Source organism: Kribbella sancticallisti (assembly GCF_039530625.1).
Lineage (GTDB): Bacteria > Actinomycetota > Actinomycetes > Propionibacteriales > Kribbellaceae > Kribbella > Kribbella sancticallisti.
This window is the reverse complement of record NZ_BAAAOS010000049.1, coordinates 219,757-238,455: the sequence shown is the minus strand read 5'-3', so window position 1 is coordinate 238,455 and position 18,699 is coordinate 219,757. Positions and strand designations below refer to the sequence as shown.

General features: G+C 68.4%; 20 protein-coding genes. 13 read left to right on the top strand and 7 right to left on the bottom strand.

Annotated features, from left to right (window positions below; genetic code table 11):
- Window positions 1-413: 413 nt before the first annotated feature.
- Together glgA and ABD255_RS32485 are read right to left on the bottom strand one after the other, a co-directional pair.
- On the bottom strand, window positions 414-1,586 hold the full coding sequence (gene glgA, locus ABD255_RS32490; protein ID WP_344220623.1) for a glycogen synthase: 1,173 nt from the start codon (window positions 1,584-1,586) through the stop codon (window positions 414-416).
- Window positions 1,587-1,603: 17 nt separating this feature from the next.
- Entirely contained in the window at window positions 1,604-2,140 is a 537-nt protein-coding gene (locus ABD255_RS32485; protein ID WP_344220622.1) for a GNAT family N-acetyltransferase, read from the bottom strand.
- A 65-nt stretch (window positions 2,141-2,205) separates the two neighbouring features.
- Between ABD255_RS32485 and glgC the strand changes: the two genes are divergently transcribed.
- The 9 genes from glgC to ABD255_RS32440 all read left to right on the top strand — a co-directional run bounded on the left by glgC (window position 2,206) and on the right by ABD255_RS32440 (window position 11,449).
- Entirely contained in the window at window positions 2,206-3,432 is a 1,227-nt protein-coding gene (gene glgC / locus ABD255_RS32480; protein WP_344220621.1) for a glucose-1-phosphate adenylyltransferase, read from the top strand.
- Entirely contained in the window at window positions 3,429-4,709 is a 1,281-nt protein-coding gene (gene kynU, locus ABD255_RS32475; protein ID WP_344220620.1) for a kynureninase, read from the top strand. Before glgC ends, kynU begins: the two co-directional genes overlap by 4 nt.
- On the top strand, window positions 4,706-6,016 hold the full coding sequence (locus ABD255_RS32470; RefSeq protein WP_344220619.1) for an FAD-dependent oxidoreductase: 1,311 nt from the start codon (window positions 4,706-4,708) through the stop codon (window positions 6,014-6,016). Before kynU ends, ABD255_RS32470 begins: the two co-directional genes overlap by 4 nt.
- 82 nt (window positions 6,017-6,098) lie before the next feature.
- A complete protein-coding gene (locus tag ABD255_RS32465; protein WP_344220618.1) occupies window positions 6,099-7,604 on the top strand; it encodes a 2-hydroxymuconic semialdehyde dehydrogenase in 1,506 nt (501 codons plus the stop codon).
- Window positions 7,601-8,050: a RidA family protein gene (locus ABD255_RS32460; protein WP_344220617.1), complete on the top strand. Its 450-nt coding sequence runs from the start codon at window positions 7,601-7,603 to the stop codon at window positions 8,048-8,050. Before ABD255_RS32465 ends, ABD255_RS32460 begins: the two co-directional genes overlap by 4 nt.
- Window positions 8,050-8,568: a 3-hydroxyanthranilate 3,4-dioxygenase gene (locus ABD255_RS32455; protein WP_344220616.1), complete on the top strand. Its 519-nt coding sequence runs from the start codon at window positions 8,050-8,052 to the stop codon at window positions 8,566-8,568. The genes ABD255_RS32460 and ABD255_RS32455 overlap by 1 nt, the downstream gene beginning before the upstream one ends.
- Before the next feature lie 31 nt (window positions 8,569-8,599).
- Window positions 8,600-9,607 (top strand): amidohydrolase family protein, encoded by a 1,008-nt coding sequence (locus ABD255_RS32450; RefSeq protein ID WP_344220615.1) that lies wholly within the window; start codon window positions 8,600-8,602, stop codon window positions 9,605-9,607.
- Window positions 9,600-10,322, top strand: a complete 723-nt coding sequence (locus tag ABD255_RS32445; protein WP_344220614.1) for an alpha/beta hydrolase family protein — start codon at window positions 9,600-9,602, stop codon at window positions 10,320-10,322. The genes ABD255_RS32450 and ABD255_RS32445 overlap by 8 nt, the downstream gene beginning before the upstream one ends.
- On the top strand, window positions 10,319-11,449 hold the full coding sequence (locus ABD255_RS32440; protein ID WP_344220613.1) for an aminotransferase class I/II-fold pyridoxal phosphate-dependent enzyme: 1,131 nt from the start codon (window positions 10,319-10,321) through the stop codon (window positions 11,447-11,449). The genes ABD255_RS32445 and ABD255_RS32440 overlap by 4 nt, the downstream gene beginning before the upstream one ends.
- 143 nt (window positions 11,450-11,592) lie before the next feature.
- Here ABD255_RS32440 and ABD255_RS32435 read toward each other — a convergent pair whose 3' ends face one another.
- Together ABD255_RS32435 and ABD255_RS32430 are read right to left on the bottom strand one after the other, a co-directional pair.
- Window positions 11,593-12,273, bottom strand: a complete 681-nt coding sequence (locus ABD255_RS32435; protein WP_344220612.1) for an O-methyltransferase — start codon at window positions 12,271-12,273, stop codon at window positions 11,593-11,595.
- Between the two features lie 144 nt (window positions 12,274-12,417).
- A complete protein-coding gene (locus ABD255_RS32430; RefSeq protein ID WP_112244167.1) occupies window positions 12,418-13,200 on the bottom strand; it encodes a DeoR/GlpR family DNA-binding transcription regulator in 783 nt (260 codons plus the stop codon).
- Between the two features lie 101 nt (window positions 13,201-13,301).
- Between ABD255_RS32430 and ABD255_RS32425 the strand changes: the two genes are divergently transcribed.
- Window positions 13,302-14,183 (top strand): SIS domain-containing protein, encoded by an 882-nt coding sequence (locus ABD255_RS32425; protein ID WP_344220611.1) that lies wholly within the window; start codon window positions 13,302-13,304, stop codon window positions 14,181-14,183.
- Between the two features lie 35 nt (window positions 14,184-14,218).
- Here the strand turns inward: ABD255_RS32425 and ABD255_RS32420 are convergent, their stop codons facing one another.
- Window positions 14,219-15,379 (bottom strand): pyridoxal phosphate-dependent aminotransferase, encoded by a 1,161-nt coding sequence (locus ABD255_RS32420; RefSeq protein ID WP_344220610.1) that lies wholly within the window; start codon window positions 15,377-15,379, stop codon window positions 14,219-14,221.
- Between the two features lie 70 nt (window positions 15,380-15,449).
- Between ABD255_RS32420 and ABD255_RS32415 the strand changes: the two genes are divergently transcribed.
- Complete coding sequence (locus ABD255_RS32415; protein ID WP_344220609.1) at window positions 15,450-15,989, top strand: helix-turn-helix domain-containing protein; 540 nt, start codon at window positions 15,450-15,452, stop codon at window positions 15,987-15,989.
- On the opposite strand, the gene ABD255_RS43895 is transcribed toward ABD255_RS32415, so the two are convergent.
- Entirely contained in the window at window positions 15,963-16,220 is a 258-nt protein-coding gene (locus ABD255_RS43895) for a GNAT family N-acetyltransferase (RefSeq protein ID WP_486336051.1), read from the bottom strand. The two genes, ABD255_RS32415 and ABD255_RS43895, sit on opposite strands and share 27 nt — an antisense overlap.
- Before the next feature lie 337 nt (window positions 16,221-16,557).
- Window positions 16,558-17,739: an MFS transporter gene (locus ABD255_RS32410; protein ID WP_344220608.1), complete on the bottom strand. Its 1,182-nt coding sequence runs from the start codon at window positions 17,737-17,739 to the stop codon at window positions 16,558-16,560.
- A 96-nt stretch (window positions 17,740-17,835) separates the two neighbouring features.
- Here ABD255_RS32410 and ABD255_RS32405 point away from each other — a divergent pair, with 96 nt between their 5' ends.
- Both ABD255_RS32405 and ABD255_RS32400 read left to right on the top strand, forming a co-directional pair.
- The gene (locus ABD255_RS32405; protein ID WP_344220607.1) at window positions 17,836-18,381 is read left to right on the top strand and encodes a CGNR zinc finger domain-containing protein; all 546 of its coding nucleotides are present in this window, start codon (window positions 17,836-17,838) and stop codon (window positions 18,379-18,381) included.
- Window positions 18,382-18,417: 36 nt separating this feature from the next.
- Window positions 18,418-18,639, top strand: coding sequence for a biotin/lipoyl-binding carrier protein (locus tag ABD255_RS32400; protein ID WP_112244158.1), 222 nt, complete (start codon window positions 18,418-18,420; stop codon window positions 18,637-18,639).
- Window positions 18,640-18,699: the final 60 nt, after the last annotated feature.

The window sequence follows — 18,699 nt, the reverse complement described above, 5'->3', positions numbered from 1 at the left end:
TGGCCGGACCCACCAGCAGCCGGACGGGTGCGTCGAGCCGCGGCGGCATCCCGTCCCGGGTGGCCGGTGCGCTGCCCGGGCGCGCCGGCTGGTCGTCTCGGCGCTTGCCTGTGTTCCGATCCACGTGTTGTCTTCACGCCCCTCACAAGATCGCTCGGCCAGGAGAGACGGGTGCCGACCGATCGGCGAACAGATCCGGTCTGGCCCCGGACGAACGAGATCAGGGCTCAACCGCTTACGTAGTCCTTGATGCTCGGAGGGCGGGAATTGTTGTCAGAATTTCGCAATCTGAGAACAATTCGACAGAGCTTCAATAGTCGGCTGCGTGACCTGTTCACCGTGTATATGAAGCATCCATGGAGGTTCAGCGAAGCCTGGGCTGGGACCTCGGACCGGACGGCGGCGGCTGTGAATTACCCCTGGGGCTTCGATTCCACCAGAGATCGGTAGAGGGCGACCGTACGGTCCGCGACCGCGTCCCAGCCGAATTCGGAGACGGCTCGGGCGCGGCCGGCCTTGCCCATGGCTTCGGCTTTGGAGGGGTTGGCGACGAGGTCGTTGATGCCTTCGGCCAGTTGGCGTTCGAAGGTTGGGATGTCGGTCTCGTCGTAGGAGACGAGCGTGCCGGTGACGCCGTCGTCGACGACCTCGGGGATGCCGCCGACCGCGCTGGCAACGACGGCCGTCTCGCACGCCATCGCTTCCAGGTTCACGATGCCGAGAGGTTCGTAGACCGACGGGCAGCAGAAGGCGAGTGCGTGAGTGAGGACCTGCCGGACCTCCTCACGCGGGAGCATCTCCGAAACGACGAAGACACCGTCACGGGCAGCCTTCAGCTCGTCGATCAGTGCGTCGGTCTCCGCCTTCAGGTCGACCGTGTCGGCGGCACCCGCGAGCAGGACCAGCTGCACCGACGGGTCCAGTCGCAGGCCGGCGCGGAGCAGGTGGGGGACGCCCTTCTGCCGGGTGATCCGGCCGACGAACGTCACGTACGGCCGGCTCAGGTCCACACCGAGCCGCTCCAGCACGTGGGTCCCGGGGTCCGGGTGGTAGAACTCGGCGTCGATGCCGTTCGAGATCACGTGCACCTTGGCGGGGTCGATCGTGGGGTAGCAGTCGAGTACGTCGTCGCGCATGCCGCGGCTGACCGCGACCACCGCGTCCGCCGCCTCGTACGCCGTCTGCTCGGCCCAGCTGGACAGCCGGTAGCCGCCGCCCAGTTGCTCCGCCTTCCACGGCCGCCGGGGCTCCAGCGAGTGTGCCGTCACCACGTGCGGTACGCCGTACAGGAGCTTCGCCCAGTGGCCCGCCATGTTCGCGTACCAGGTGTGCGAGTGGACGAGCTCGGAGTCGCCCACGGCCGCGGTCATGGTCAGATCGGTGGACAGGATCCGCAGGGCCGCGTTCGCGGACGGCAGCCGCGGGTCGTCCTCGGAGTGCGCGGTCGCGCCGAGCCTGGGTTCGCCCATGCAGTGCACGTCGACGTCGAGCTTCCGGCGCAGTTCGCGGACCAGGAAGTCCACGTGCACCCCCGCCCCGCCGTACACGTCCGGTGGGAACTCACGCGTCAGGATCGCGATCTTCATCCCCCGACCATAGGTCATCAGTGCACGTGGGTGGGCACCCAGAAACGCAGCTTTCCGTGCCGTTCGTCCTCGAGTTCGCCGCCGGCCGCCTCGATCACTTTGCGGGACGGCTCGTTGTCGGTGTCGCAGGTCAGCAGGGCCGGGTCGATGCCGAGCCGGGCGGCGACGGGGAGCGACTGGGTCAGCATCTGGGTGGCGTACCCCCTGCCCCGGGCGGACGGCCGTACGACGTACCCGATGTGGCCGCCGAGTTCCAGCAGCGGCGGGGTGAGGTGGTGCCGGATGGCCAGCCGGCCGAGCCACTGGTCGCCCTCGACGAACCAGAGCACGGTCTGGTGGACGAGATCCGGCGGCAACTCGGTCTCGGGCCGAGCCTCGGCCGCGATCGACTCGATCAGCCGGGCGAACTCCCCGGGATCCTCCAGTTCCTCCCGGGTCCACTCCTCGATCAGCCCCCGCCCGCCCATCCAGCGCTCCTCGTCGGCCCCCAACTCATCCCAGGCTTCAAGGAAGGAGCGATGAACGGCGACCGTCGGCTCGAGGAGGATTGGCATGGCTCCAGTGTGGCGACACTCGCAACCGTCTATTGCGAAGGGCCGGACGAAGCTAAGGTGCGGACATGGCGAAGGCACCCAGAGTTCTCGGAATCGTGCTGGCCGGCGGCGAGGGAAAGCGGCTGATGCCGCTGACGGCGGACCGGGCCAAACCGGCCGTGCCGTTCGGCGGCAGTTATCGTCTGATCGACTTCGTGCTGTCCAACCTGGTCAACGCGGGCTACCGCAACCTGTGCGTGCTGACGCAGTACAAGTCGCACTCGCTGGACCGGCACGTCACGATCACGTGGCGGATGTCGACCCTGCTGGGCAACTTCGTCACCTGCGTCCCGGCCCAGCAGCGGCTCGGGCCCCAGTGGTACCAGGGCAGCGCCGACGCGATCTACCAGTCGATGAACCTGCTCGACGACTACGAACCCGACATCATCGTGGTGTTCGGCGCCGACCACGTGTACCGGATGGACGCCTCGCAGATGGTCGCCGACCACATCGAGCGCGGCAACGGCGTCACCGTGGCCGGCATCCGGGTACCGCGGGCCGAGGCGTCGGAGTTCGGCGTGATCAAGACCGCCGACGACGGGCACACGATCGCCGACTTCCTGGAGAAGCCGGCCGATCCGCCCGGGCTGCCGGACTCGCCGGACGAGACCTTCGCCTCGATGGGCAACTACGTCTTCAGCGCGGACGTGCTGGTGGAGGCGCTGCGCAAGGACGCGGCCAACCCGGCGTCCCGGCACGACATGGGCGGCGACATCGTCCCGATGCTGGTTGCCGAGGGCAAGGCCGGGGTCTACGACTTCAAGGACAACGACGTACCCGGTGCGCTCGACCGGGATCGCTCGTACTGGCGCGACGTCGGCTCGCTGGACTCCTACCACGAGGCGCACATGGACCTGGTCTCGATCCAGCCGGTGTTCAACCTCTACAACTCCGACTGGCCGATCTTCACCTCGCACCCGCAGTTGCCGGGAGCGAAGTTCACCGACGACGCGACCGTCGGCGAGACGATCGTCTGCTCCGGCTCCATCATCACCGGGGCCTGCGTGGACCACTCGGTGCTCGGCGCCAACGTGATCGTCAGTTCCGGGGCGACGATCGAGCGCTCGGTGATCATGGACAACTGCAAGATCGGCGCCAACGCGGTGCTGAAGAACGTGATCCTGGACAAGAACATCGTGGTGCCCGACGGGGTGAAGATCGGCGTCGACCCGGATCTGGACCGCGAGCGGGGCTTCACCGTCAGCAAGGGCGGCGTGACGGCGATCGGGAAGGGTACGGTCATCGAGCCGTGACCGGGCCCGTGACCGTGACCGAGGCCGAGGCGCTGAAGCTGGATGCGGGCGACCCGGGTCACCGGGACCTGTTCGACATCCCGCCGGCGGACGGCGGCTCCTACCCGGAGGTCGCGTACTTCGCCGGCAACTCGCTCGGGCTGAGGCCGAAGGCGACCCGCGTCGAACTGCTGGAAGACCTCGACTCGTGGGCCGCGCTCGGCGTCGAAGGGCATCTGGACGCCACCCGGCCGTGGTTGCCGTACCACGAACTGCTCACCGGCCCCGCGTCCCGCCTGATCGGGGCGTTGCCGAGCGAGACCGTGGTGATGAACTCCCTGACGGTCAACCTGCACCTGCTGATGGTGTCGTTCTACCGGCCGACGGCCGAGCGGTTCCGGATCGTCATCGAGGATTCCGCCTTCCCGTCGGACAGCTATGCGGTCCGGTCCCAGGCGCGGTTCCACGGGTTCTCGCCGGCGGAGGCCGTGGTCAGGTTGAAACCCCGGCCCGGCGAAGACGTACTGCGTACTGCCGACGTGGTCGAGCAACTCGCTCCAGACGTGGCGCTGGTCCTGCTCGGCGGGGTGAACTACCTCACCGGCGAGCTGATGGACATCCCGGCGATCACCGCGGCCGGTCACGCGGCCGGTGCGGTCGTCGGCTGGGATCTCGCGCACGCCGCCGGGAACGTGCCGTTGTCGCTGCACGACTGGGACGTGGACTTCGCCGCCTGGTGCTCGTACAAGTACCTCAACTCCGGGCCGGGCGCACTCGCGGGGGCGTTCGTGCATGAGCGGCACCTGGGCGAGGATCTGCAGCGCTTCGAGGGCTGGTGGAGCACGGACGCCACCAGCCGGTTCGAGATGGCGCCGGAATCCCGTCCACCCGCCACAGCGGACGCCTGGCAGGTGTCGAACCCGCCGATCTTCTCGATGAGCCCGGTGCGGACGTCGCTGGAGCTGTTCGACAAGGTCGGCATCGGGGTGCTCCGCGAGCGCAGCGTCCAGCTGACGGCGTACCTGGAGCGCCTGCTGGCCGAGATCACGCCGGCGCGGCCGTTGCAGCTGATCACTCCCTCCGACCCCGCCAGGCGGGGAGCCCAGCTCTCGCTGCGAATCGGCGGCGCCCGTACTGCGGGGGAGCTGGCGAAGGTCCTCCGCTACGAGTTCGGGGTGATCGCCGACGCACGCGAACCCGACGTACTCCGGCTCGCGCCGGTCCCGCTCTATTCGCAGTACCACGACTGCTGGCGTGCTGTTCAGGCGCTGGCCGAGGTAGTTCCGGAGAATGAATGAGTGAACGTGTAGCCATCGTCGGTGCGGGCCTCGCGGGCAGTCTGCTGGGGTGCTATCTGGCGCGGCGCGGGCTGTCGGTCACCCTGTACGAGCGCCGGCCGGATCCCCGGCTGGGGCAGCCCGAGCGCGGGCGGTCGATCAACCTGGCGATCTCCGAGCGCGGGCTGGACGCGTTGCGGCGGATCGGGCTGGTCGACCAGGTGATGGCGGACGCCCTGCCGATGAAGGGCCGGATGATTCACCCGGTCGAGGGACCGCTGGACTTCCAGCAGTACAGCGCGAGCGGGGACCGGGCGATCAACTCGATCAGCCGCGGCGCGCTCAACAACGCGCTGCTCGATGCCGCCTCGGCGCTGGACGGGGTGGAGGTGTTGTTCGAGCATCGGCTGCTGGAGCTGGATTCCCAGGCGGGGAAGATGATCTTCGAGACGCCTGCGGGGAAGGTGGAGGCGCACGCCGACGTCGTACTGGGTGCTGACGGCGCCGGGTCCGCAGTACGGGGGCAGTTGCTGGTTGAGGGCGCTGTCGGCGAGCAGGTCGACTTCCTCGACTACGGCTACAAGGAGCTGAGCATCCCGGCGGTCGACGGGGAGTTCGCGCTGGATCCCGGGGCGTTGCACATCTGGCCGCGCGGGACGTCGATGATGATCGCGCTGCCGAATCCGGACCGGTCGTTCACCTGCACGCTGTTCTGGCCGGCCGGGAGTTTCGACGCGTTGAGCAACAAGGACTCGATCGAGGCGCACTTCCGCGAGCACTATCCCGACTTGTTGCCGCTGGCACCGTCCTTGGTGGACGACTATCTCTACAACCCGGTAGGCGTGCTCGGGACCGTGCACACGCAGCCGTGGCAGGCGCACGGGCGGACCGCGCTGATCGGCGACGCCGCGCACGCGATCGTCCCGTTCTACGGCCAGGGGGCGAACTGCGCCTTCGAGGACGTGGTCGAACTGGACCGCTGCCTCGCCGACACGGGTGGTTCCTGGGCTCGCGCCCTGCCTCTCTTCGAGCACCGCCGTCGGGAGAACACGGAGGCGATCGCGGAGATGGCGCTGGCCAACTTCGTCGAGATGCGCGACAAGGTCGCCTCCCCGGTCTTCCGCCTCGGCAAGCGCGTCGAACACACCCTCGAACGCTGGCTGCCCGGCCGCTACGTCTCCCGCTACGAACTCGTCTCCTTCACCACCACCCCGTACGCCGAAGTCCGCGACCGCGTCCACCGCCAGCACCAGTACCTGGCCGCCGCAACCCTCGCCGCAGCCGCCGCAATCGGCTCCATCACCCGCGCCGCAAGGCGGCGGCGATGACTGGGTCGGGGCGGCCCTGCCCCGCCTCCGCCTTCCTCCGCACCGATGCGGCGGCCTGCCGCCGCGAGACGAGGCGGCGGCGATGACGAGTCTTTGGCGGCCCGAGCTTCTGACTGGTGAGCCCAGCGACGCCGGCCTACTGCGCAACTTCGTCGACGGGAAGTTCGTCGAAGGTGGTTCGACCTTCGCCAAGCTCAGCCCCGTAACAGGGGAGAAGATCTTCGACGTCTGTGAAGCGGATGCCGACACCGTGGATGCGGCCGTCCGGGCAGCCCAAGCGGCGCTGAAAGGCCCTTGGGGAAGGATGAGCGAGCAGGAGCGCGCAGTGGTGCTCCGGCGAGTGGCTGACGAACTGGAGCGGCGGTTCGACGACCTGGTGGCGGCCGAGGTCGGCGACACCGGGAAGTCGATCAGCCAGGCCCGGACGCTCGACATCCCCCGCGGCGCGGCCAACTTCCGATCCTTCGCGGACTTCGCGACCACCGCCTCGACCGAGTCCTACGCGACCACCCTCGCCGACGGCCGCCGCGCGCTGAACTACGCGGTCCGCAAGCCCGTCGGCGTCGTCGCCATCATCGTGCCCTGGAACCTGCCGTTGCTGCTGCTGACCTGGAAGGTGGCGCCGGCGCTTGCCTGCGGCAACACTGTGGTGGTGAAGCCCTCGGAGGAAACCCCTTCCTCGGCGACGGTTCTCGCCGAGGTGATGGCCGCGGCCGGCGTACCGGACGGGGTCTTCAACCTCGTGCACGGCTTCGGCCCGTCGTCGGCGGGGGAGTTCCTCACCAAGCACCCGGGCGTCGACGCGATCACCTTCACCGGCGAGTCGGCGACCGGCAGCGCGATCGGCAAGGTGGCTGCCGACGGGGTGAAGTCGGTGTCGTTCGAGCTCGGCGGCAAGAACGCCGGCCTGGTCTTCGCCGACGCGGACCTGGACGCCGCGGTCGAGGGATCGGTCCGCTCGGTCTTCACCAACGGCGGCCAGGTCTGCCTGTGCACCGAACGCCTCTACGTCCACCGCTCGATCTTCGACGAGTTCAGCTCCCGCCTCGCCGCCCGCGCGAACGAACTCACCTTCGGCTGGCCCTCCGACGAAGCCACCATGAACATGCCGCTGATCTCACCGCAGCACCGCGACAAGGTCCTCTCGTACTACGAACTGGCGCGTTCCGAGGGCGCCACCTTCCTCGCCGGCGGCGGCGTACCGTCGTTCGGCGACGCCCGCGACGGTGGTTGCTACGTGCAACCGACGGTGATCACCGGCCTGGCCGCGGACGCCCGGACGAACACCGAGGAGATCTTCGGCCCGATCTGCCACATCGCCCCCTTCGACTCCGAGGAGGAGGCCTTCGCGCTGGCGAACGACAGCCAGTACGGGCTCGCGGCCACCGTCTGGACCCGTGACGTCGGCCGGGCCCATCGAGCCGGCGCGGCGCTGGAGGTCGGCATCGTCTGGGTCAACACCTGGTTCCTCCGCGACCTGCGCACCCCGTTCGGCGGCACCAAGCTGTCCGGCATCGGTCGCGAAGGCGGCACCCACTCGCTGCACTTCTACTCCGAGCTCACCAACGTCTGCGTGGAGCTGTCATGACCGATGCGAGGGTCGTCGAGGGCAAGGCGAAACCGCGCGGCCGGTTCCCGCATGTGAAGGTGGCCAATGGGTTCGCGTACGTGTCGGGGACGTCGAGCCGGCTGCCGGACAACACGATCGCGGGCGCTTCCGTCGATGACCTCGGCACGACGACGCTCGACATCCGCGAGCAGACCCGGGCGGTGCTGGAGAACATCCGGGACATTTTGGAAGCGGTCGGCGCGGGGCTCGAGGACCTGGTCAGTGTGACGACGTACCTGGTGTCGATGAACGACTTCGGCGGCTACAACGAGGTCTACGGCGAGTTCTTCGACGAAACCGGCCCGGCGCGCACGACGGTCGCAGTACACCAACTTCCGCATCCTCAACTGTTGATCGAGATTCAGGGCGTTGCGGCCGTTCCAGCAAGACAACCCAGCCCGCACGAGACTGGAGAGGTGACGTGATGACAAACCTGGAGTCGACGAACTTCCCCGAGTGGATCGAGCAGAACAAGCACCTGCTGAAGCCACCGGTGGGCAACAAGCAGATGTTCCCGACCGGGGACGACTTCATCACCATGGTGGTCGGCGGGCCGAACCAGCGCAACGACTTCCACGTCGATCCGTACGAGGAGTTCTTCTACCAGATCAAGGGCACCATGCACGTCGACGTGATGACCGACGACGGCCCGGCCCGGGTGGACATCAACGAGGGTGAGATGTGGGTGCTGCCGCGGAACATGCCGCACTCGCCGCAGCGCGACGCGGACTCGATCGGCCTGGTGATCGAGCGAGTCCGGGAGCAGGGCACGCTGGAGAAGTTCCGCTGGTACTGCGCCAACTGCAACGGCATCGTGCACGAGGTGGAACTGCAGGTGAACGACATCGTGGCGGACCTCCCACCGGTCTTCAAGGCCTTCTACGACAGCGAGGATGCCCGCACCTGCCCGAACTGCGGCACGGTCCATCCCGGCAAGGCCTGATGACCTTGGACAGCGCAGAGCCGGGGGCCGCGTGACGGCGCGGAGCGTCGACGTTCACACGCATCTGGTGCCGAAGGGCTGGCCCGACCTGGGCCAGGCCTGCGGTGGGGACGGCTGGCCGTGGTTGCGGATCGACTCCGAGCGGGCCGCGATGATCATGGTCGGCGAGACCGAGTTCCGCCCGGTCGGCGCGCAGGCCTGGGATCCCGCCGTTCGCCGCCAGGACATGGATGCTGACGGCATCGACCTGCAGGTGGTCTCACCCACGCCGGTGTTCTTCGCCTACGACCGGCCGGCCGGCCAGGCTGTCAAGGTAGCGCGCATCTTCAACGACCTGACCCTGGAAACACTGGCCGGGGACAACAGGCTGGTCCCGTTCTGCCAGGTCCCGCTGCAGGACCCCGACGCCGCCTGCGCGGAGCTGGATCGCTGCCTCGCCGCCGGCCACGTCGGCGTGGAGATCGGCAACCACGTCGGCGACAAGGATCTCGACGACGCCGGGATCGTTGCCTTCCTCAAACACTGCGCCGAGGCCGGAGCGCCGGTCCTGGTGCATCCGTGGGACATGCCGGGTGGGCCGCGGCTGGATCGCTGGATGGCCCGCTGGCTGACCGGGATGCCCGCGGAGACGCACCTCTCGCTGCTGGCGATGATTCTCGGCGGCGCCTTCGACGAACTGCCCGAGTCGTTGCGGATCTGTTTCGCCCATGGGGGTGGGAGTTTCGCCTTCTGGCTGGGCCGGGTGGAGAACGCCTGGCAGCGCCGCGGCGACGTGGTACGGGGGAAGTCGGAGCATCCGCCGAGCCACTACCTGAACAGGTTCTCCGTCGACACCGTGGTCTTCGAGCAACCCGCCTTGCGATTGCTGGTGGACACGCTCGGCGAGGACCGGGTGATGGTCGGGAGTGACTATCCGTACCCGCTTGGTGAGCGTCCCGTGGGGGAGGTGGTCCGGCGGGCGGACTGGCTCTCAGCCGCTCAACGCGCGAAGCTGCTGTCTGACAACGCCCTGCGTTTTCTAGGGAGGTCAGATGAGTGAGAACCGCGCTGTCCTGTCCCGCGAGGCCCGTGAGCCGGACGAGCTGCTCCGGTACGGCGACCACGAGGACCAGGTGATCGACGTCTGGCACGCGAAGGAGTACCGGCCGGCGATCGTCTTCATCCACGGCGGATTCTGGCGCCCGGAGTACGACCGGATCCACGCCCGGCCGCTCGGTGAGGCGCTGGCCGACGAAGGGTGGCCGGTGGCATCGATCGAGTACCGGCGGGCGCCCGGTGAGCCCGATCTGACCACGAGTGACATCCGGACCGCGCTGGACGCGTTGCCGGAGTTGATGGACCTGCACGCCGGGTTCGTGCTGGCCGGCCACTCCGCCGGCGGCCAGTTGGCTTTGTGGGCGGCGGCAACGATCAACCCGGTCCGGCTGCGGGGGACCGTTGCCCTGGCCCCCGTTGCCGACCTGCTGACGGCGGATCGGCTCGGGCTGGACAAGGGCGCGGTCCAGGACTTCATCGGCAGTGGGGTGCGCAACGATCTCGACCCGGTTCATCTGCCGGCGCCGATCAGGCCGGTGGTGATCGTGCACGGGACGGCCGACAAGCGAGTGCCGATCACGATCTCCGAGTCCTATGTGTCCGCGCATCCGACCGCCCGGTTCGTGCGGGCGGAGGGTGTGGGGCACTACGAGGTGATCGATCCGCAGACCGATACGTGGCATCTGGTGACCGCCGAGCTGACCAGGTTCTCTGGGTGAATGTCTTCGAGGCGATGGCCGAGGATCCCTGGTCGCTGGACAACCCGTCGGGCTACATCAACCTCGGTACTGCGGAGAACCACCTGCTCTTCGACCTGCTCGAACCACGACTGACCGCACCACGTTCGATCACGGCCGCGGACACGCACTACCAGGAACTCGCCGGCTCCCCATCTCTCCGTACTGCGCTCGCCGCGTTCCTGGCTCGCCGTGTCTTCCAGACGGAGGTCGACCCGGACGACCTGGTCGTGCTGGCCGGCGCGGGAGTCGCCCTCGAGGTGCTGGCCTTCGCCCTGTGCGAACCAGGCGACGGCATCGTCGTACCGGCTCCGTACTTCTCTGGCGTGGACGGCGCGCTCACCGGACGAACGCGAGCGGTGATCATCCCCGCGCCACTCGATCCGGCCAACGGGTTCGCCCTGACCGCCGAGGCTGTCGAGCAAGCGATCCTCCAGGCCGACGTACCGGTGCGAGCGGTAGCCCTCCTGTCCCCGAGCAACCCCCTCGGCCACCTGTACGACGAACAGACTCTGCGGGCGATCGCCGAGGTCACCCTGAAGCATGGGCTGCACCTCATCGTGGACGAGATCTACGCACTCTCCGTCCACCACGGCGAGTTCTTCAGTTGCGGCCAACTCGCCCCGTCAGACCGGATCCACCTCATCTGGGGCTTCGCCAAGGATTTCGCCCTGAGCGGCTACAAGGTGGGCGTCCTCCACACCCGCAACCCCGACATCCGAGCCGCAGCCCAGTCCCAGGCCCGCCTGGCAACCCCCTCCAGCGACACCCAGGTCCTGCTCCGGGACCTCATCTCAGACGAGCCCTGGGTCGACTCTTCCCTCAAGACCGCCCGCACCCGCCTGCTGGCGGCGTACGACCTCACCACCACAGCCCTGACCGCGGCAGGCATCCCCTACCTCCCAGCCCAGGCAGGCCTGTTCCTCTACCTCGACCTCCGCACCTTCGAGCCCGAGCCCGCTCGCATCTTCACCGAGGCAAAGCTCAACCTCACCCCAGGCACCTCTTTTCACACCGCAGAACCCGGCTGGTTCCGCCTCTGCTACGCCACCCACCCCGCCGCGGTGACCACGGCCATCACCCGGCTTGCTGCGGTTCTCGAGGGCTGAGCGGCGGGCTCCGCCGCCAGCGGACCGCTCGGCCGGTCCCTCGGGCATCACCAACTTCCGCTGCCGCCTTGCGGGCGAAGGTCGGTCACCAACCGTCTTACTTTCTGCAAGCCGCGCTCGCATTGAGTGACGGAGGCAGGGGTTCAGACCTTCGGGCGTTTGACGGCGGCCAGGAGGCCGTCGCCGACCGGGAGGAGGGCGGAGACGAGGTTGTCGTCTTCGCGGATGGCGCGGATCAGATCGCGGACGGCGGTGGTGTCGGGGTCGCGCTGGGACGGCTCGGCGACGCGGCCGCCGTGGAGGGCGTTGTCGAAGGCGACGACGCCGCCCGGGCGGAGGAGGCGGAGCGCCTCGTGAAGGTACGCCGTGTACTCGCGCTTGTCGGCGTCGCAGAAGACCAGGTCGTAGTGGCCGTCGGTGAGCCGGGTGACCACGTCCAGAGCCGAGCCGGCGATCAGGCGGAACCGGTTCGAGGGGACGCCGGCGTCGAGGAAGGTCTTGCGGGCCAGGCGCTGGTTCTCAGCGTCGATGTCGACCGTGGTGAGGGTGCCGTCGGCGCGCATGCCGCGGAGCAGGGCCAGGCCGGACACGCCGGTGCCGGTGCCGATCTCGACGACCGCCTTCGCGCCCACCGCCGCGGCCAGCATGCTCAGCGCGGAGGCCGCGCCGGGCCCGATCGCGGAGATCCCACTGTCCTCCGCGCTCGCCCGGGCCCCGGTGACGACCTCGTCCTCACCGGTGTAGTCCTCGGCGTAAGCCCAGGACGTGGGGTCGATGCCCGTGGCGATGATGCCCTCCCTGATCGATGCCGCTGCGCTACTCATCTCAGCGAAGCCTAGCGCCACCCGTGCCTCTGACAGCGTCTCCCGCGCTGAGATTGCGCACTCTTGCTCGTAACTTCGGCCGTTGAGCAGATATGATCGACCTGACCCGACAGGAAACACCCTTTGAAGGAGGTGCGCGCGATGTCAGGACCGGATGACGTCGATGCCGGCTTCCTTGAAGACGGCCAGTTGGGACTCGTCGGCCTGGGCGTCGGTGACGAGGGTGTCGATCTCGCTCAGCTCGCAGATCCGGGCGAAGGCGCGCTGGCCGAGCTTGCTGGAGTCGGCCACCACGACCACCTTGGCGGCCCGGCTGACGATCAACTGGTTGATGTTGGCCTCGCCCTCGTGGTGGGCGGTGGCGCCGGTCTCGTCGATCCCGTCGACGCCGATGAAGGCGATGTCCAGGGACAGGTCGGCCAGGATCCGGTGCGACAGCGGGCCGATCATCTCGTAGGACTGCGGCCGGGCGACGCCGCCGGTGAGCACCATCTTGACGTGCGGCCGGACGATCAGTTCGTTGGCGATGTTCAGCGCGTTGGTGACGAGGGTGAAGGCGGGCTCACCGTGCTCGGCCGACAGTTCCGGCCGGGTCGCCAGCGTGCGCGCCACCTCCGAGATCGTGGTGCCGCCGTTCATCCCGATCACCATGCCGCGACGGACCAGGGTGGCGGCGGCTTGCGCGATCCGCTGCTTCTCCGATGCGAAACGCGCAGTCTTGTAGCGCAGCGGCAGGTCGTACGACACCGCGTTGGCGACGGCGCCACCGCGGGTACGGGTCAGAAGTTGCTGTTTTCCCAGGTGGTCGAGGTCGCGGCGGATCGTCGCCGCGGACACGTGCAACTGCTCGGCGAGCTCGTCGACATCGATCGCACCCTTCTCGGCGAGCGACTCGAGCAACGTGTTCAGCCGTTCATAACGCTTCACCCGGGGCTCCTCCTTCACACAATCGGTCAGCCGTCCGGCTGCCGGTTGGCGCTATTCGATCACGTTCGAGCAGTTTCGACCATTACATCTCCGGAGACGACATGACCGACACGCCATTCGTGAGCACTGAGATCGCCACTCAGCCAGATCTTTGGCGGCAGGTCTCAGCCGGTTTCGCGCAGTACGGTGGCGCATTGCCCCAATCCGGTCAACGGGTTGCCGCCGTCGGCTGCGGCACCTCCTGGTTCATGGCGATGGCGTACGCCGCCCTGCGCGAGGACCTCGGCCAGGGCGAGACCGACGCGTTCGCGGGCTCGGAGTTCCCGGCCGGCCGGCAGTACGACGCGGTGGTGGTGATCAGCCGCTCCGGTACGACGACCGAGGTGCTCGACCTGATCCGCGACACCGAGTTGCCGACGATCGCGATCACGGCGACACCTGGTTCCCCGATCGTGGACCTGGCCGACCACACGATCATGCTCGACTTCGCCGACGAGCAGTCCGTAGTACAGACCAGGTTCGCGACCACGACGCTGGCGTTGTTGCGGGCGTCGCTGGGGGAGGACCTCGCGCAGGCCGCGGCCGACGCCGAGCGGGCGCTCACGGTCGACGTGGACGAGTTGGCGAAGCTGGAGCAGGTCACGTATGTCGGGACGCGGTGGACCGTGGGCCTGGCGCACGAGGCCGGACTGAAGCAGCGCGAGGCGGCGTCGGCGTGGACCGAGGCGTACCCGGCGATGGACTACAGGCACGGCCCGATCGCGATCGCGCAGCCCGGCCGCGGGGTCTGGATTTTCGGCGAGCCGCCGGCGGGTCTGCTCGACGACGTGGCCGCCACCGGCGCGACGATCGTCCACCACTCCGACCTCGACCCGATGGCCTCAATGGTGGTGGCCCAGCGGGTAGCGGTCGCGAAGGCCCTCTCCCTCGGCCTCGACCCGGACCAGCCTCGGAGCCTCAGCCGCTCGGTCATCCTCGACTGACGCGCCCGGTCCGGCGCCGTCGGGCTGAGCCGTCGTCAGGCGAAGGCGGCGTCGAACCGGCTCTTCAAATCGCCGAGGCGCTCTACGGGCTCGTTGGCGAACACAAGCCGGAGATAGCGCTCGCCTGTCGGTCCCCAGCCGTTCATCGGCGTCGCGGCCACCTGAGCGCGGTCGAACAAGCGCTGAGAGGCTTCAGCAGGCGTGAGACCCATGCTGACCGTGTCGATCAGCAATGACCATCCGCCGTCCGGCCGGATGCAGGGATAGCCGTCCAACGCCGCCAAGATGGTGTCGCAACGCTGCTGCCAGATCCTGGTGGCGGCAGCGACATCCTCAGCGGCGCCCGGGTCGCTCAAGGCAGCAGCGACGGCTCGCTGCGCGATGCCCACCTGGCAGACGACGTTGGTCATCCCGACCAACCCGACATCGCTCATGATCGCCTCGGGCCCGACCACCCATCCGACCCGCCAGCCGATCATCCGCAACTCCTTGGACGCCGACCCGACCGTGATCGTCCGCGCCTCGAGCCCAGGATGGGCGGCCGGATGAGCCACCGGCTTCCCGTCGAACCGGATCCGCTCCATCGCCGCGTCGTAGATCACCCACACGCCGTACCGCTGTACTGCGTCCGCGATCGCGTCGAAGTGCTCCACCCCCAGTACTGCGCCAGTCGGCATCGCGGGCCCCATCAGCAGCACGGCGGCGGTGTTCGGCCCGATCGCCGCGGCCAGTTCGTCGGGATCGGTGCGCCACCCTCGGTCGGTGGGAGTGCACCGCACGTGCCGCGGGACGCCACCGGCCAGCCGGATCCGATTGACCAGGCCGGCGTAGATCGGATCGCAGATGACGACCTCTTGCCCCGGCTCCACGGTCGCCAGCAGCACGTTGAGGATCCCGTTCAGCCCGCCGGCGACACTGACGCACTGGCTGCGCGGATCGTACTGCCGGCCGGACAGGGCGCCGACGTGCTCCGCGGCCGCCTGCCGCAGTGACAGGTGTCCCTGGAACGGCAGATAGCTGTTCGCGTCGTCGCGCTCCACTTCCGCCAGGGTGACCCGGCGGGCGATCTCCGGCGGCGCCAGATCGGTGTCCAGGTTCTCCAGCCGCAGGAACCGGGGATCGTGGGCGGCGTCCGCGGCGTCGCCGACCTTGTCCACGCCGATGCCGGGGATGTGTGCGAGACGCGAGACGGACATCGGTGGTCCTCCGGTTCAGCGAACGGTTCGTATCAGTAAACGGAACGATCGTACCGCTATAGTGGCCGGCGTGACGATCTCGGGGACAGTCGGGAGCAATCTGCGCCACCGCCGTCAGGAGCGGCAGATGTCGCTGGCGGATCTCGCCGCCGCCGCGGGGATCGGCAAGACCACGCTGCACGCGCTCGAGCTGGGGGAGGGCAATCCGACCCTCAGCACCCTCTGGGCGCTGGCCGCCGCCCTAGAGGTGCCGCTAGGCGCGTTGCTGGAGGACGAGCCGGAGCCGGTGACGGTGGTCCGCGCGGAGGAAGGCCCTTGGGTCGACGGGGACTCAGTGCATGCCCGCCTTCTGCACAGGCTGAACGTGCGCGGCAGCGTGGAGGTCTACGAACTCGAAGTCGACCAGGCGCGGCAGTTGTCGGAGGCCCACCTGCCCGGCGTCCAGGAGTGCCTTGTGGTCACCCGCGGCCGAGTGAAGGCAGGCCCGGCGGATGCCCCGGTCGACCTCGGCGCCGGCGACTCGATCCACCACCAGGCCGCGCAACCACACCTCTACGAAGGCCTGGACGGCGACAATCAGGCGCTACTGCTGATGATCTACAACTCCTAGCCAGGCAGCCGTGACAGGCGACGCCAGCCTCCACCCCAGCCGGCTGTAGAGCGCTCGACCATCCGCAGTAGCGACCAGTACTCCGGTCGCAGCGCCGCGGCTGGTTGCTGCCTGAGCCAGCGCCTGCATGACGGTCGTACCTAGCCCGCGACGGCGATAAGCCGGCTCAGTGATCACCTGGTCAATCACTGCATACTTTCCGGCGAGTGCGGCCTGCCCTCGCGCTGCCATCTGGCCCTGGTTGGTAACTGCAACCTCGATAAGCGCACCTCTGGTCGTGACCGATACCTCATGGTCGGGTGGGCTTACGAGTGCCTCCGCAGTCAGGCGCGTGCTCATCAGGTACTCAGCCGGCTCCACCTGCCACCGCTCATCCAAGTCGAGCCCCTCCGCGCAGACCTTCAGCCAGGTCCCAGGCTCCGTGAGTCGGGCTGCTAGTGCTGGAGCGTGTGCAGGGAGGACGTAGCGGGTGACGTGGTTCGGCAGCCCAACGTCGATGCGGTAGCCCTCTGGAACCTCTACAGGGGAAGGCGTTCCCCGAGAGATCGCCCATCCCTCGGCCCAAGCCTTAGCCAGCTTTCGCATGTGAAACCGCCTTTGGTGAGTAGCTGGAGACAAAACCAAGCCCAGACGCCACGACCAGGCCACCGGCCACTATCAGCAGAGCGGCGTGTGTACCGACTATCGGTACCAGGAGGCCTCCGGTTGCTTGGCCGAGGGCGGCTGCGCCGACTCGGAGACTCGCTGCTGTGGTGCTGACGCGACCCTGTAGAGCGTCTGGGGAGTACTGCTGCCGCGCCGCGAACATCGCGGGGAGCATGGGGCCTTCGAGCAGGCCGGTAGCGGCCGCAAGTACCAGCAGCACAGCCAGGCTGCTGGCGAGCGGCCACGTGCTGATCGCCAGGCCGTACGCGGCGACGGCCACCATCACCACGTACTCCGGCCGCCAGCGGGTCTGTAGACGGCCCAGCAGCAGCGCTGTGGTGACGCTGCCGATCTCCAGAGCTGTCCACAGATATCCGGCCGCAGCCTTGGGTGCACCGAGCGAGGCCATGTGGAGCGGCAGGGTGATCAGCAGGACGCCGCTCATCCCCATGAGGGCCGTTGTGCTGACCGTGGAGGCCCGCAGGCGAGGCGTCCGGACCAGATGGGCCAGGCCGGCGACTACCGAGCTCAGGAAAGGTTCGTGGTCCCGAATGGCTGGCGACAGGGCAGGCAGTCGACCGATGGCCAGGATGCTCAGGCATGCGGCGACAGTGATGACTACGACAGCGGCCTCGACGGAGACAGCCGCAGTGATCGTCGCGGCCGCGGCAGGCCCGGTGATGGTGGCAGCACCGAAGCTAGCGGCCTCTAGCGAGTTGGCCCGCGGCAGCAACGACTGAGGGACCAGGCTCGGCAACATGCTGGTGAACCCGCCGCTGACCAATGGCAGCGTCGTACCAGCGATGGCTGCGAGGGCTGGCGTGACCCAGTGGGCCGTGTGGCCGACCACAGCCAGCATCGTGAGCATCACTCCGCCGAGCACCGCCTGGTTGATCGCCAGCGCTGTCCGGCGGTAGCGGGTGCGATCGAGCCAGGCGCCCAGCAGAGGGCCTGTGACGACCGCTGGGAGGGCGTAGGAAGCTCCGGTGAGGCCTGCCAGGGCTGGGCTGTCCGTGCGCTCCAAAACCAGCAGGACGAGCGTGAAGGCGACCATCTCGTCCCCGACCCGCGCAAGTGTCGCGGCGACGAGGTAGCGGGCGAGCATGCAACCTCCTGTAACGCATATTAGCTAGTTACGCGTTACGCTAACAAAGCCGTTACGATGCCGCCACTGGAAAGCCGGAGAGTGGGAGGAGGTCCCGTGGAGACCCTGAAGACGCCCGACCGGATGATCCGGCTGGCAGTGGACCTGGTGAACACCAAGTCCCTCGACCCGGAGAAGCTGACCTCTCAGGAAGCGCTCCGGGAGTTCCTGCTCGAGCACGGCGAGCCGACCGCGACCGTGGACGAGGCTGACCTGGCCCAGGTGAAGGCCGTCCGGGAGCGGATCCGCCCGGTCTTCCACACGGCGCCGGCCGAGGCCGCGGGGATCTTGAACGACCTGCTCGCGGAGTACGCAGTACGGCCCTATTTGTCGGATCACGACGGGTCACCGTGGCATCTGCATGTGGCGAGGCCGGAAGCGACCTGGGCGGACTGGCTGGCTGCCGGTACTGCGCTGGGCCTGGCCGGGTTCGCCGCCGCGCACGGGTTCGAGGCGATCGGCACCTGCGCCGCGTCGGACTGCGAGCGGGTCTTCGTGAACCCGGCCGAACGCCGTCCACGCCGGTTCTGTACGCCGACCTGCGCCGGCCGCACCCGGGTCGCCTCCCACCGGGCCCGCCGCTCCGCTGCGGGCGGGGCCTAGGATCGACGGCGAGGACCCGGGAGCAGAGGAGCGCACGTGAGTCACACCGTCGTGGCAGAGCTGGTGGCGAACGTCCAGAAGGTCACCGCCAAGGCCGGGGACACGGTGGGGCCGGAGGACACCCTCGTCATCCTGGAGTCGATGAAGATGGAGATCCCGGTGCTGGCCGAGGTGGCCGGCACGATCACCGAGATGAAGGTCTCGGAGGGCGAGGTCGTCCGTGACGGAGATCCCATTGCCGTGATCGAAGAGAAGTAGCGTTCAACCGAAATGGCCGCCGGCGCGTCTTGTACTACGAGAGCACCGATCGAGCCGGGG

What these genes read in the sequence shown, in the direction of transcription:
- glgA (WP_344220623.1), bottom strand. Translation starts at nt 1,586, where the DNA reads ATGAAGATCGCGATCCTGACGCGTGAGTTCCCACCGGACGTGTACGGC.
- ABD255_RS32485 (WP_344220622.1), bottom strand. Translation starts at nt 2,140, where the DNA reads ATGCCAATCCTCCTCGAGCCGACGGTCGCCGTTCATCGCTCCTTCCTT.
- glgC (WP_344220621.1), top strand. Translation starts at nt 2,206, where the DNA reads ATGGCGAAGGCACCCAGAGTTCTCGGAATCGTGCTGGCCGGCGGCGAG.
- ABD255_RS32470 (WP_344220619.1), top strand. Translation starts at nt 4,706, where the DNA reads ATGAGTGAACGTGTAGCCATCGTCGGTGCGGGCCTCGCGGGCAGTCTG.
- ABD255_RS32465 (WP_344220618.1), top strand. Translation starts at nt 6,099, where the DNA reads ATGACGAGTCTTTGGCGGCCCGAGCTTCTGACTGGTGAGCCCAGCGAC.
- ABD255_RS32460 (WP_344220617.1), top strand. Translation starts at nt 7,601, where the DNA reads ATGACCGATGCGAGGGTCGTCGAGGGCAAGGCGAAACCGCGCGGCCGG.
- ABD255_RS32455 (WP_344220616.1), top strand. Translation starts at nt 8,050, where the DNA reads ATGACAAACCTGGAGTCGACGAACTTCCCCGAGTGGATCGAGCAGAAC.
- ABD255_RS32445 (WP_344220614.1), top strand. Translation starts at nt 9,600, where the DNA reads ATGAGTGAGAACCGCGCTGTCCTGTCCCGCGAGGCCCGTGAGCCGGAC.
- ABD255_RS32435 (WP_344220612.1), bottom strand. Translation starts at nt 12,273, where the DNA reads ATGAGTAGCGCAGCGGCATCGATCAGGGAGGGCATCATCGCCACGGGC.
- ABD255_RS32425 (WP_344220611.1), top strand. Translation starts at nt 13,302, where the DNA reads ATGACCGACACGCCATTCGTGAGCACTGAGATCGCCACTCAGCCAGAT.
- ABD255_RS32420 (WP_344220610.1), bottom strand. Translation starts at nt 15,379, where the DNA reads ATGTCCGTCTCGCGTCTCGCACACATCCCCGGCATCGGCGTGGACAAG.
- ABD255_RS43895 (WP_486336051.1), bottom strand. Translation starts at nt 16,220, where the DNA reads ATGGCAGCGCGAGGGCAGGCCGCACTCGCCGGAAAGTATGCAGTGATT.
- ABD255_RS32410 (WP_344220608.1), bottom strand. Translation starts at nt 17,739, where the DNA reads ATGCTCGCCCGCTACCTCGTCGCCGCGACACTTGCGCGGGTCGGGGAC.